Origin of the sequence: Winogradskyella sp. 3972H.M.0a.05, from assembly GCF_040493455.1 — a bacterium.
GTDB lineage: Bacteria > Bacteroidota > Bacteroidia > Flavobacteriales > Flavobacteriaceae > Microcosmobacter.
Window position 1 is genome coordinate 192,456 of record NZ_JANFDA010000004.1, and the last position, 13,491, is coordinate 205,946.

Annotated in this window: 12 protein-coding genes and 1 tRNA gene; 4 read left to right on the top strand and 9 right to left on the bottom strand. The window is 36.6% G+C overall.

Annotated features, from left to right (window positions below):
• Together NCE97_RS09970 and NCE97_RS09975 are read left to right on the top strand one after the other, a co-directional pair.
• Nucleotides 1–1,467, top strand: coding sequence for a T9SS type A sorting domain-containing protein (locus tag NCE97_RS09970; protein WP_353778973.1), 1,467 nt, complete (start codon nucleotides 1–3; stop codon nucleotides 1,465–1,467).
• A gap of 78 nt (nucleotides 1,468–1,545) precedes the next feature.
• Nucleotides 1,546–2,553: a LacI family DNA-binding transcriptional regulator gene (locus NCE97_RS09975; protein WP_353778974.1), complete on the top strand. Its 1,008-nt coding sequence runs from the start codon at nucleotides 1,546–1,548 to the stop codon at nucleotides 2,551–2,553.
• A gap of 3 nt (nucleotides 2,554–2,556) precedes the next feature.
• Here NCE97_RS09975 and NCE97_RS09980 read toward each other — a convergent pair whose 3' ends face one another.
• Nucleotides 2,557–3,306, bottom strand: a complete 750-nt coding sequence (locus NCE97_RS09980; protein ID WP_353778976.1) for a hypothetical protein — start codon at nucleotides 3,304–3,306, stop codon at nucleotides 2,557–2,559.
• A 249-nt stretch (nucleotides 3,307–3,555) separates the two neighbouring features.
• Here NCE97_RS09980 and NCE97_RS09985 point away from each other — a divergent pair, with 249 nt between their 5' ends.
• Together NCE97_RS09985 and NCE97_RS09990 are read left to right on the top strand one after the other, a co-directional pair.
• Nucleotides 3,556–4,005 (top strand): carboxypeptidase-like regulatory domain-containing protein, encoded by a 450-nt coding sequence (locus NCE97_RS09985; RefSeq protein WP_353778977.1) that lies wholly within the window; start codon nucleotides 3,556–3,558, stop codon nucleotides 4,003–4,005.
• Between the two features lie 24 nt (nucleotides 4,006–4,029).
• Nucleotides 4,030–5,043, top strand: a complete 1,014-nt coding sequence (locus tag NCE97_RS09990; protein ID WP_353778978.1) for a transglutaminase domain-containing protein — start codon at nucleotides 4,030–4,032, stop codon at nucleotides 5,041–5,043.
• 171 nt (nucleotides 5,044–5,214) lie between these two features.
• Here the strand turns inward: NCE97_RS09990 and NCE97_RS09995 are convergent.
• From NCE97_RS09995 to NCE97_RS10030, 8 genes are all read right to left on the bottom strand, one after another.
• A tRNA-Arg gene (locus NCE97_RS09995) sits at nucleotides 5,215–5,288 on the bottom strand.
• A 14-nt stretch (nucleotides 5,289–5,302) separates the two neighbouring features.
• Nucleotides 5,303–5,752: a GatB/YqeY domain-containing protein gene (locus NCE97_RS10000; RefSeq protein ID WP_353778979.1), complete on the bottom strand. Its 450-nt coding sequence runs from the start codon at nucleotides 5,750–5,752 to the stop codon at nucleotides 5,303–5,305.
• Nucleotides 5,753–5,855: 103 nt separating this feature from the next.
• Complete coding sequence (gene ftsZ, locus NCE97_RS10005) at nucleotides 5,856–7,766, bottom strand: cell division protein FtsZ (protein WP_353778980.1); 1,911 nt, start codon at nucleotides 7,764–7,766, stop codon at nucleotides 5,856–5,858.
• A 47-nt stretch (nucleotides 7,767–7,813) separates the two neighbouring features.
• Nucleotides 7,814–9,136 (bottom strand): cell division protein FtsA, encoded by a 1,323-nt coding sequence (ftsA, locus tag NCE97_RS10010; protein WP_353778982.1) that lies wholly within the window; start codon nucleotides 9,134–9,136, stop codon nucleotides 7,814–7,816.
• 3 nt (nucleotides 9,137–9,139) lie between these two features.
• On the bottom strand, nucleotides 9,140–9,859 hold the full coding sequence (locus NCE97_RS10015) for a cell division protein FtsQ/DivIB (RefSeq protein ID WP_353778983.1): 720 nt from the start codon (nucleotides 9,857–9,859) through the stop codon (nucleotides 9,140–9,142).
• Nucleotides 9,849–11,201, bottom strand: a complete 1,353-nt coding sequence (gene murC, locus NCE97_RS10020) for a UDP-N-acetylmuramate--L-alanine ligase (RefSeq protein ID WP_353778984.1) — start codon at nucleotides 11,199–11,201, stop codon at nucleotides 9,849–9,851. The genes NCE97_RS10015 and murC overlap by 11 nt, the downstream gene beginning before the upstream one ends.
• Entirely contained in the window at nucleotides 11,201–12,295 is a 1,095-nt protein-coding gene (murG, locus tag NCE97_RS10025) for an undecaprenyldiphospho-muramoylpentapeptide beta-N-acetylglucosaminyltransferase (protein ID WP_353778985.1), read from the bottom strand. Before murG ends, murC begins: the two co-directional genes overlap by 1 nt.
• Entirely contained in the window at nucleotides 12,295–13,488 is a 1,194-nt protein-coding gene (locus NCE97_RS10030; RefSeq protein WP_353778986.1) for an FtsW/RodA/SpoVE family cell cycle protein, read from the bottom strand. The genes murG and NCE97_RS10030 overlap by 1 nt, the downstream gene beginning before the upstream one ends.
• Nucleotides 13,489–13,491 lie beyond the last annotated feature (3 nt).

Sequence of the window (13,491 nt, forward strand, 5' to 3'; positions counted from 1 at the left end):
ATGAAAAAAATTACTTTTCTTTTTACTCTTGTTTGTGGATTAACAATTGGGTTTTCACAAACAACAGAGCTTCTTAATGAAACTTTCGATTCTGCTTTACCTGCAGAATGGACTAACAACACCAACCCTACGTATTTGTCCGAAACTACTTTTGGATGGACAGGCACCGAAGGCAATCCGGCTGGAGCCATGTTTGCCTCAGGATCAGTAGATGAAGCGAACGGAACTTCAGAAGGTAGAGCATTTCAATTTCTTTATAACAATAATGCTTTTGACTATGGCAATTCTTCAAGTGTAGAGATTTCATTTGATATTAGAATTACTGGAGCTGTTACGAATGCCAACCTACAATTTCAAACTCAGGCAGCTAGAGATGGTGGTGGTGTAGTTGTTGTTAATAACGAAAATATTCAAAATGGCGTTACTCAAGGAGTTTGGACTAATCTTACATTCAATATGACTCCAAACCCAAGTGAGTTTGATACTGATGGTACTCTACTTATTTTCTTTTTCAACTTGGCATCTGCACCGATTGGTGGTTCTGGAGGAGCTTTTGAAGTAGACAATATTGTAGTTACTGGAACAGACGCAGCTGCTCCTACATGTGATGATGGTATGCAAAATGGTGATGAAGAAGGTGTAGATTGTGGTGGTGCTTCTTGTCCTCCTTGTGCAACAGATCCAACTGACGGCCCAGGTAATAATGGTTCAGCAGGTACAGATTTCTACATCTACAGTGAGTTAAGTGGAAATCCAAGCTCATCTGATTTTGCTGGATTTAATTTGGTAGACTTTTCTAATCCAGAAGCAGCATTTTCTCAACCAGATTTAAATGGTGATACAGTTTTAAGAGTAGACAATTTAGGATTCTTTGGAAGTGGTTTTGGTGAAAACTTTGACGCTACAGGTACTTACACTTATGTTCACATTAATTACTATGCGACGACGTCTACAGCATTTAACTTCTCTCTAGTTGATGATTCTCTGAGTGCAACTATTTGCTGTGGTAACCCAGAAGAACCATTTTACAGATTTGGTGTTGACGAGCCTCTAGAGACTGGTCAATGGGTAAGTACTTTCATTCCATTGTCTCACTATGCGACTTTCCCTGCATTAGTAAGCGGTACTTGGGATGGTACAGACCTTAAGCAAACATTATTTACAGGTAATGGGACTGTTTTTATAGACAACCTTTATTTCAGTACATCTGACACGCTTGGTGTAGATGATTTGAGTCTTGTAAACTTTAAAGCTTTCCCTAACCCAACAAATGATAATTGGGAAATTCTTGCTAATAGCGAGATTAAAAATATTACAATGTATGACATGTTAGGCAAGCAGGTTTTATCCTTAACACCTAACCGTAATTTTACGACTATAAAAGGTTCTGACCTAAATGACGGTATCTATTTTGCCAAAATAGAAACTGTAAGTGGTTCAGAAACTATAAAACTTATTAAAGATTAGTTTTATTAATAATTGTGCATTAAGAGCGTATTCCTTTCAGTTAAAGGATACGCTCTTTTTTTTATTTTTACACATAGTATGATGACTATAAAAGAACTCGCCAAAAAACTAAATATATCTCCTTCAACTGTATCAAAAGCGTTAAATGACAGTCCAGAGATTAGTTTACCAACAATTAAACGTGTAAAAGAAGCTGCTAAAATCTATAATTACAAACCCAATAAGGTTGCACTTAGTCTTAAGAGTAACAGCACCAAAACTATTGGAGTTATCTTACCCGATATTCTCAATCACTTCTTTGCTAAAGTGCTTTTGGGCATAGAAAAAGAAGCTACTGAAAATGGCTATAACATTATTACTTGCCTTTCAAACGAGTTCACATCCAAAGAAAAAGATAGTCTGGAATTATTATCGAATGGCAGTGTCGATGGGTTTATTTTATCTGTTGCTGAAGAAACACAAGTCTCTAAAGAAAGTGCTCATTTTAAGTCTATAAAAGACCAAAATATCCCTTTGGTGATGTTTGATAGAGTTGCAAATGATATTGAATGCGATAAAATCATTATTGATGATTTTAAAGCTGCATATGACGCTACTAAATTCTTGATTGATAAAGGTCGAAAGCAAATCGCTTTAATCAGCAATATTGATAATCTAAGCGTGGGAAAACTTCGTTTAGACGGCTATAAAAAAGCTATTGAAGATCATCAAGAAGTTTCAACCGAAACGCTTATACTTAGTGTAGATCGTAGTGAAGACCCTCAAAAGAAAATCGCAGATTTTCTTGATAAGCATAAAAACATCGATGGCATATTTGCCGCTGACAATACGTCTGGAGTTGTTGCTATAAATTTATCCAGAAGTAAAGGAAAATCTGTTCCAGAGGATATCTCTGTTATCGGTTTTGCTGATGCTTCTATAGCCAACTATTCGACACCAAAATTATCTACCATAAATCAACATGCAGATGAAATAGGTAGAATGTCATTAAACCTCCTCATTAAGCGATTGCATAATAAAGATGAGATAAAAAAGTATGAAACTACTGTAATTCCTGTCACAATAGATCAAAGAGAATCGACATAAACACTAATCGATTGCTTTAATAACTTTTCTGAAGTCTTCGGTCTCTACAATAATTACCTTTACTCCTTTATGGTTTAGGTTAATTCTTTCAGAATAAGAATTTTGAACAGATAGATTCTTATTATCGTAAATCATCTTCCCTAACAAATCATAAACTTTCACAGACACTTCAGAATATGTAGCGTTAGGAATAAATAATCTATCATTGAAGTACTTCACCACGTTATTTGAAGCATTGACATCTCCAATACTAAGTGTAGAATCTTTCATAGCATCGGTAAGGTCTATGTATAAGTTCTCCGTCTGATTATTTGGCTGTCCTAATCCCCCAAACTGATTCTGAAACAATAAGTTGAATCCAAAAACCATTGTTCCATCTGGTACAGAACTATACTCATCCGCCAGATTAATAATAATGCTATAGGTATTTGGTTGCGCATTATTATCTCCGTCTATTAATACCAAAACTGGATGTGAGACCAAATAATCATTAAAATCTGGCGCACCTTGAAACGGTCCGTCAACTGTATCTAAGCCTCCATACATATAAATCTGATCTTGAAATTGCGTGTAGAAATTTTGAATAATGTCTACATCTTCAAAAACAATTATAATATCATCATTTACTGTTGAAGTAGCAGTAACCGTAAATCCCGATCCGTTATATCCAGATAGATTTACTGTTTCTTGAGCGAATAACACAAAAGTGTTTGCAATTAATAGCGTAAAAAGAAAACGTAATTTTAATGTCATAGTGAATGGGTTTATAACAAATTTAGAAAAAAATGCTTCAAACCTGATACTCTATTGTTTATCATTATTCACATAATATGTTAGTTAATTAACATCCATGTTTTCAATCTATGTGTTTTTTTGATTAATTTCATAGATTAATACCTTAACTAATTCATTAGACACATTTACAAAGCGAATCATATCGATAACTCAAAACAACTTTTATAATAATACTTAAGCCAATAGATTTGGATAAAACAAAGAATTATGAAAACACAAATTAAATTAACACAGTACAAAGTATTTAGCTTAGCCGCTTTAGTGCTAAGCTTTGCGATGATTGCAGGGTTAAATACTGCAAATGCTCAGAGTGAGGCTGCAAAAACGAGTTTACTCTCTAATGTTGTAAAAGCTTCAGACCAAACAACTATCAAAGGAAATGTAAGGGATAACACAGGCCCATTACCTGGAGCCAGTGTCGCCCTAAAGGGAACAGAAATCGCCACTTACACAGATAAAGATGGTGTTTTTGTATTCCCTCAAGACTTGAATCCAGGAGATATTTTGGTTTTTAGCTATTTAGGATACAAAACTCAAGAGATCGTTATCAAGGAAGACACTACTGTTCTACGAATTGTTTTAGAAGAAGAATTGATAGACATTTTAGAGTCTGTACAGGTAAACAAACCTTATAAATCTAAGCGTAAGGGCTCTTAATACCTTATAACAAATTTCTCTTAGATGAAATTTCTTGTACATCTGTTATGCCTTGTTTTTGCATGCCATGTAAGTGCGCAAGTATCTGATTTTGATCATATAAATTTTCGAAAAGCAGATAGTACAGCATTGGCATGCAAGGATGAAGGTCTTACTAATCTAACTGGATTGGCCAGTAGGCTTACATCAAATTTGGATACAGATGTAGAACGATTTAGAGCTATCTACATTTGGGTAACGAGTAATATTGAAAATGATTACGGTTTCTTTTTAAAGAACAAGAGAAAAAGAAAGCGCTATAAAAATGATAGCATACTGCTCAAAAACTGGAACGATCGCTTTAAAAAAGATCTATTTTCTAAGCTTCTTAATAACAAGAAAACAATTTGTACTGGTTATGCATATCTAATCAAAGAGTTGTCTGTGTTGGCAGATATCAACTGTACCATAGTTCAAGGGTATGCCAAAACAAGCACAACTAATCTCGACAACTTAGATACTCCAAACCACTCTTGGAATGCTGTACAGCTCGATGGCAAATGGTACCTCTGTGATCCTACTTGGTCTAGTGGTTTGATAAATCCAGATAATAATCAGTTTACATTTCAGTACAATAATGGGTATTTCTTAGCTGAACCTAGATTATTTATAAAGAATCACTTTCCTGCAGATACCAAATGGACACTTTTAGGAGACGACGCTCCTACTTTTGATGACTTCCTAGAGTCACCAATCATTTATGGTAAAGGGTTTTCTAATTTGGCGCTACACAACACGCCTAAAAAAATGCATAATACCGTTAGAAAGCACGAAACCGTGACGTTTGAGTACAAATTACATAAGTTCATTAATACAGAAGATGTCGTCATTGTTCTGGACAGAGGTGTAAAAAACAGAACTATAAAACCTTCTCCTACCATCGATAAAGATAACACCTTAACCATAGAGTTTGAATTTGATCAAACTGGTTTCTATGATGTGCATCTAATGATTGAAGATGATTACATCTCCACATATACTTTCAATGTAAAAAAGTAGTTTTAGCGAATCTAGCAGGATTAGATTTTTTGCAAAAATGATAGGATTGCTAGCGCATCCCTAGCGCTACGCGCTGAAAACCAACAAAAGAAATTACAGCTACATCCAAAATAAAAAAGCAAGCTCTTTATTTTGAACTTGCTTCATTTCAACTTTTTGTCGGTTTATTCGTGACCACGGCAGGATTCAAACCTGCGACCGCTGGAGCCGAAATCCAGTGCTCTATTCAGCTGAGCTACGTGGCCTTTATTGATATCAACTAAGACAATTTAGCCTTAACAATAGTCGATATAGTTTTACCATCGGCTTGCCCAGCAAGTTGCTTGCTTACAATACCCATTACTCGTCCCATATCCTTCATACCTTCTGCTCCTATTTCATCAATAGTCATTACAACTACTTTTTCAATCTCTTCTTCACTAAGAGCTTCTGGCAAAAATTGACTAATGACTTCAGCTTCATCGATTTCAGGTAGTGCTAAGTCTTTTCGATCTTGTTCTAAATAAACCGCAGCACTATCCTTACGTTGCTTTACAAGTTTTTGAAGTAATTTCAATTCCTGTTCTTCAGTCAATTCTCCACTAGATCCACTTTCAGTCTGAGCCAAAAGTATTGCTGATTTAACTGCTCTTAAAGCTGTTAATGCTACTTGATCTTTCTCTTTCATGGCTGTCTTCATTGCAGCCATAACGTCTTGTTGTAAACTCATTGTGTTTAATTTATTTAGAACTGCGAAGATAAAAAGAAAACCCGAAAAGCTGGCATCGCTTTTCGGGTTTGACAAGTGTGAAACACTAAACTAAAATTTGCTATTAATCTACGTTGTCGTGTAAAAATGAATTGTTACTTCTTAGCTGAATATCGTCGTTGTCGTCAGTTCCAACGGATAGTCTAGAAGCATTCGTTTCTGAAGAGTGTTGTGTCTCTTCTAGATTCACACCTTGTCTTTTATAAGCAGGTTCTTTTTCTATTTCATCAATCTTTGCATTATTGAACTTGTAGTTGAAATCTTTCATCTTTCTTCTGCGTTCATCGGCTCTCGCCTTTAGCAATTCTGAAATAGGGCTGTTCATCGGGTCTATCTCTTCTTGTTCATCAGCCTTTTCATCTTCGGCTGGTAGAACTTTCTTTTCGAAAACTATTTCTTCTTCTACTTCTGGCTCAACAGCAGCAGCTTTGTTCATAGAAGATTCGTAAGTTGTTACATCTTCGAGCGCATAACGTCTCTCTCCTGTTTCGTTAGCTTCTGTTACAGGAATCATCTCGGTATACTCAACATCCATATCTTTCACCTCTTCATCTAAAGAGAACAATATCTTCTCCTCTTTTGCTGGCTCTTCTTCCTCTATTGGTTCCGATAATGGTAAGTCGAAAGTTAAAGTGATTTGTTCTTCTTCCGTATCTTCTACCACAACTTCTTCAACTTCATTAACAGGTGTAATTACAAAATCATCTTCTATGGTTTCTACAGTAGCTTCTGGTGTATCCAATACTTCATCATACACCACACTAATATTTTTTATGAATTCTGTTGTTGGAATCAAATCCATTGGATCAGCTTCATTCTCTTCCATGTCGTCATCCGTAAGCGTATGAATAACAACCTCTTCTTCCTCTTTTTCCAGAACAATTTCAGGAGCAATAATTGCTGGGTCAGCTTCCTTCACATTGATATCTTCATCATCCTCTAAGGCATGAACAACTTTTTTAGCCTCAGTATTAGATAATTCGTTTTGCTGATCAACATTAAAGCCTGTTGCGATAATCGTCACTGCAATTGCTTCTTCTAGAGATTCATCTTCACCAACACCCATAATGATATTGGCACCATGACCTGCTTCACTTTGAATATGGTCATTGATCTCTCCAATCTCATCGATGGTGATTTCTTGTGAACCAGAAACGATAAGCAACAATACATTTTTGGCTCCAGTAATTTTATTATCGTTTAATAATGGAGAGTCTAAAGCTTTCATGATTGCTTCTTGCGCTCTGGTTTGCCCAGATGCAGTTGCAGATCCCATTATTGCAGTACCGCTATTACTAAGTACTGTTTTAGCATCGCGTAAATCGATGTTTTGAGTATAGTGATGTGTAATTACTTCTGCTATTCCTCTAGATGCTGTCGATAAGACTTCATCGGCTTTAGAGAATCCTGCCTTGAACCCAAGATTTCCATACACTTCTCTAAGCTTATTATTGTTAATTACAATCAATGAGTCTACATGCTGTCTAAGGTTTTCTACACCTAGCTGAGCTTGTTTATTTCTCATCTTACCTTCAAACTGAAATGGCATTGTAACAATACCTACAGTAAGAATATTTAATTCTTTTGCCATTTTAGCAATAATAGGTGCTGCTCCAGTTCCGGTACCACCTCCCATACCAGCTGTGATAAATATCATTTTGGTATTGGTATCTAACATTCTACGAATGTCTTCTAAGCTTTCTACAGCTGCTTGCTCTCCTACTTCTGGATTGGCTCCTGCACCTAATCCTTCGGTAAGGTTTACTCCTAATTGGATTTTATTTGGGACACCACTATTCTGTAGTGCTTGTGCATCTGTATTGCAGATGACAAAGTCTACACCTTTAATTCCTTGTTGGAACATGTGGTTAATGGCATTGCTTCCCCCTCCTCCTACACCAATAACCTTAATCACATTGGATTGGTTTTTTGGTAAATCGAAAGCAATATTGCCAAAATCGTTTTTGTTGCTCATGTAATCAGTTTTTGGGTTCTATAATTGATTAATTAACTGTCTTTATTTTATTCTGCGTTATCTAAAAAATCTTTAACGCGCTCCGTGAGTTTATCCAAAAAGGATTTGCGCTCTGGTTTTTGCACTGGCTCTTCTTCTGGCATTGCTTCTGCTTCAGAAGATTCCATTTGCTCTGCCATTGCTGCTCTTTCTTCAACACGTTTGCGCTCTTGTCGTTTTAAACCATCCATAACCAATCCTACTGCGGTAGCAAATAATGGACTGGTAATGTCTTCATCACTTCCTCCTGCCAAATGCTCGTTAGGATAGCCTATTCTGGTATCCATACCAGTGATGTACTCAACTAATTGCTTTAAGTGTTTTAGTTGGCTTCCTCCTCCTGTTAAAACTATTCCTGCAATGAGTTTTTTCTTCTGCTCTTCGTGTCCGTAGTTCTTTATTTCTACATAAACTTGCTCGATGATTTCTACAACTCTCGCGTGAATGATTTTAGATAAATTCTTTAATGTTATTTCCTTTGGATCTCTTCCTCTTAACCCTGGAATCGATACAATTTCATTATCCTTGTTTTCACCTGGCCAAGCCGAACCAAATTTTATTTTTAGCAACTCTGCTTGCTTCTCTATGATGGAGCAGCCTTCTTTGATGTCTTCTGTAATGACATTACCACCAAAAGGGATTACTGCTGTATGTCTTATAATGCCATCTTTGAACACCGCTAAATCTGTTGTTCCTCCACCTATATCAATCAATGCGACTCCAGCTTCTTTTTCTTCTTGACTCAAGACTGCGTTTGCAGATGCTAATGGCTCTAAGGTGATGCCTTCTAGTTCTAGTCCTGAACTCTTCACACATCTACCAATATTTCTTATGGATGAAACCTGACCAACTACAACATGGAAGTTCGCTTCTAATCGACCTCCATACATACCCTTTGGCTCTTTAATTTCAGCCTGTCCATCAACTTTATATTCTTGTGGCAATACATGAATAATTTCTTCACCTGGAAGCATCACCAACTTATGTACTTGGTTAATCAAACGATCTATATCTTCATCATCAATCACCATTTCTGAATTAGCTCTGGTGATATAATCACTATGCTGAAGGCTTCTAATGTGCTGCCCAGCAATTCCTACGGTAACCTCGTCTATTTTTTGTCCTGCTTCGGCTTCTGCTTCTTGTACAGCTTGCTGAATGGATTGGATCGTTTGCGTAATGTTATTGACCACGCCTCTATGCACACCAAGGCTTTTGGATTTTCCTATACCCAAAATCTCGAGCTTGTCGTACTCATTCTTACGACCTATCATAGCCACAATCTTTGTGGTTCCTATGTCTAATCCTACTGAAATCTTGTTGCTTTCCATAGTTTATTTTTTAGTGCATATCACTTGGCTATCAAACTTTAAATTCACTATACTATAACTATCTATAGTTTTGTCCTTAATGGCTTTTTTGTAAAAGGCTTTAAGGTTATTAATCTTTTTATCTAATTGTTGTAAACTACCTAGTTGAATTTTAAAGTCATTACCGCGTACTCTTAAGTCTATGGTTTCATCTTCATTTTGATGAATCGCAATGACGTGCGTTTTGAGGAACTCATCAGATTGAATCTTTTGAGCAACTTTAAAAATTTTAGCTAGCTTATTCTTTTTCACAACACCAGTAACCAGAGGTACTCTTGCAGAATAATTAGTTGACAACGGCATAAAAGAACCCTCATCATCTATGTAATACGACGCATTAGTATGAACTCTTGCAATAGGCTTTTTCTGTTCGATTTCGGCCGTAAGCACACCACTCACTGACATATGTACTTGTGCCTCTTTAATCATGGGGTTAGAGTTTAGGGCGACTTCTAATCGGTTCAAATCTATAACTTCTTTAGGCTTGTCCGTAACACTCTGTTGATTTTGTATTAACAATTTACTAACAGCCTCTTGGGTAATATATAGGTTATTTTCTCCTGAAAATTTGATCTTAGGTTCTTCTACTTTTCTTACTGAATTTCTATGTGCCGAAAAGGCAAACAAAAACACCACTAACACTAGTAATACAAAGACTTTTATGTAATTATAATTAACTCGCAATTTGTAATGCTTCTTTAATACGTTGTACTTCTTCTCCTATATCACCCGCGCCAATAGTAATTACAACTTGCAATTCTCTGGTTTGCAAATCATTAACTATATCTTTCTTTTCTATTAATTTTTTATTCTGATTATCAATTTTTTCTAATAACCAATCTGAAGTAACGCCTTCGATTGGCAATTCTCTTGCTGGATAAATTGGCAATAAAATAATGTTATCGAACAACGATAGTGCTTCAGCAAATTCATCAGCAAAATCTTGAGTTCTGCTGAATAAATGTGGTTGAAAAATGGCCAAAACCTGTTTTTCTGGATACATTTCTCTAACTGCTTGGTGCACTGCTTTGATTTCCTCAGGATGATGTGCATAATCATCAATAAAAACCAGCTCTTTGGTTTTAATTTGATACGTGAAACGTCGTTTTACTCCTTTGTAAGATGCTAAGGCCTTGACGAGCTGCTGGTGAGGGCAACCATACTCCACAGCCATCGCCAAGGCTATTAATGCATTCGACAGATTATGTCGTCCAGGTAGGCTAAATTCTACATCTTTAAGTGTGTGCTTTGGTGTCTTCACATCAAAAACGTAGGTTCCACTTTTTATCTTAATATTTTGTACTGAATAGTCTGAATGGTCTTCTATACCATAGGTCATACCCTCTATAGAAAGTCCTTGTCTTGCAAAGAGTTTCCCATTGGGTTTTAACTGTTTTGTGAACGCTCTAAACGAATCTTCCAACGCTTCAACTTCACCATAGATGTCTAAATGATCTGCATCCATGGAAGTAATACAAATGAAGTCCGGAAAGAGGGTAAGGAACGAACGGTCAAATTCGTCTGCTTCAACAACTGTAACCTCTGTGCCATGTAGAATAAGGTTGGAATTATAGTTTTCGCTTACGCCTCCCAAAAATGCTGTAACTGGCACCTCACAGCATTTTAGTAAATGTCCTAGAATACTGGTCGTCGTCGTCTTACCATGTGTTCCTGCAACGGCTAAACAGAAGGTGTTTTTTGTGATCTCCCCTAAAACAGCAGAACGTTTTAACACGTCATAGTTGTTGTTTCTAAAATATGTAAGCTCAGTATGTTCATTTGGAATCGCTGGTGTGTAAACTACTAATGTCGTTTCAGGGTTTAGATACTCGACTGGAATCAAATCAACATTATCTTCAAAATGAATAGAAACACCCAAATCTTCCAGTGCATCTGTAATGTCGGTTTGTGTTCTATCATAGCCAGCCACCTGCTTTCCGTTTGCAACAAAATAGCGTGCTAGAGCACTCATACCGATACCTCCGATACCTATGAAATAAATGTTATGTGCTTTTTTTAACTCCACTATATGTTTAACAGTTTTTCAACCTCATCTACAATGTCTTTTGTAGCATTGGGCATGGCTAGTTTTTTAATATTTTCTCCTAATGTTCGTTGCTTATCTTGGGAGCTAACTAGCTGTGTAAATGCGTTTTCAAAATCAACATCCAAATCACTTTCTTTAACCATCATAGCCGCATCTTTCTCTACAATTGCCATTGCGTTTTTAGCCTGATGATCTTCTGCCACATTCGGAGATGGAATAAAAATCACTGGCTTACCAACAACACACAACTCTGATACCGAACTTGCTCCTGCTCTCGAAATAATAATATCGGACGCAGCATAAGCCAAATCCATCGTATTAATAAAAGGGTGCACCTGGACATTATCCAGCTTATTATATTGCTTGTATTCTGAATAATATAGCTTACCACACTGCCAAATGACTTGCACATTTTGTGTTTGAAAAAACTCTAGTTTGTCTTCGATCAATTGATTAATTCTTCTAGAACCTAGGCTTCCTCCTAAAACTAATAGGGTGTACTTCCCATGGTTTAGTTTGAAGTTTGTTTTTGCATCAACTGTCTTGCCTTCAATATGAAGCAAGTCTTCGCGTATTGGGTTTCCGGTTTTTATAATTTTTTCCTTCGGAAAGAAACGCTCCAAGTCATCATAAGCCACACAAATTTTATTCACCTTTTTCGATAACAACTTGTTAGTGATACCAGGAAAAGAGTTTTGCTCTTGAATAAGACTAGGTATCTTTTTCCCTGAAGCTACTTGCAGCAATGGACCACTAGCAAAACCTCCAGTACCTATGGCAACATCGGGCTTAAATGTTTTGATAATCTTTCTGGCCTTCATCAAACTGCTCAACAACTTGAAAGGGAACATCAGGTTTTTCAGCGTTAACTTTCGCTGGATTCCGGAAATCCAAAGTCCTTCAATATTATATCCAGATTGAGGCACTTTCTCCATTTCCATTCTATCCTTAGCACCTACAAACAAAAATTCAGCATTAGGAAAGCGTTGTTTCAATTCGTTAGCAATTGCAATGGCAGGATAGATATGTCCCCCTGTTCCCCCTCCAGATAATATGATCTTATAATTGCTCATTAAATTGTTTCGCTAAGTATTTCAAGAGGATTGTCCTCGTTAATTGTTTGTTCTTTTTCTTCTTGTCGTTTTGCACTTACACTAAGTATTATCCCTATTGCTAAGCATGTCATCCAAATTGATGTTCCTCCACTACTTATTAATGGTAATGTTTGACCTGTAACTGGGAACAATTCTACAGCCACAGCCATATTTATTAATGCTTGAAACACAATTGGCAAGCCGACTCCCAGCACGAGAAGTTTTCCAAAAACTGACGTTGCTTTTTGTGAAACAATAACGATTCTAAACAACAACCATGAGTATAGAATCAACAAGAACACACCACCTATTAACCCATACTCTTCTATTATTATCGCAAATATGAAATCGGAAGATGATTGTGGTAAAAAGTTTTTTTGTATGCTCTTACCAGGACCAAGTCCTTGAATGCCTCCAGAAGCAATAGCAATTTTTGCTTTTTCGATTTGGTAATCTGCTTCAGTGTCTTCTCCGTTGGTAAAACTCTCAATTCTGCCCATCCATGTATCAACACGATTTGGCATAGCCTCTGGAAATGCTTTAGCTACCAGAATGAACATTGCAAATGCCACAACACCTGCACCTATGATCGTCACTAAATATTTTATTGGATAACCACCAATAAAAGTCAACATAACCACCATGGAAAAAATAATGGCTGTTGTTGAAAAGTTTGCTGGAAGAATAAGCATTAAGACTAAAAATACGGGTAACCATAAAGCAAGAACAGACTCCTTAAAGGTGATAGCCTTGTCTTTAATTTTTGATAGATATCTCGCCACATACACCATTAACACGACTGAAGCCAACGTAGATGTTTGAAACGACATTCCAACGACTGGTATTTGAATCCATCGACTTGCATTGGCACCTCCAATAGTTTTACCTTGCACAATGGTAATTGCCAACAATACCAATACAATTGGTAACATCACCATCGATAAGCCTCTAAAATATCTGTAAGGCACTTTGTGGACACCATACATTATTGCAAAGCCTAAAAACAAATGCATAAAGTGCTTCACGAAATAGCTAAATGTATTGCCCGCTCCTCCAGTATAAGCAAGATTACTAGCTGCGCTATACACAGGTAAAAAAGAGAAAATTGCCAAAAGTGCTACTATAGCCCAGATGAGTCTATCTCCTTTTATGTTTGTTAGTAATCCTTTCATTAT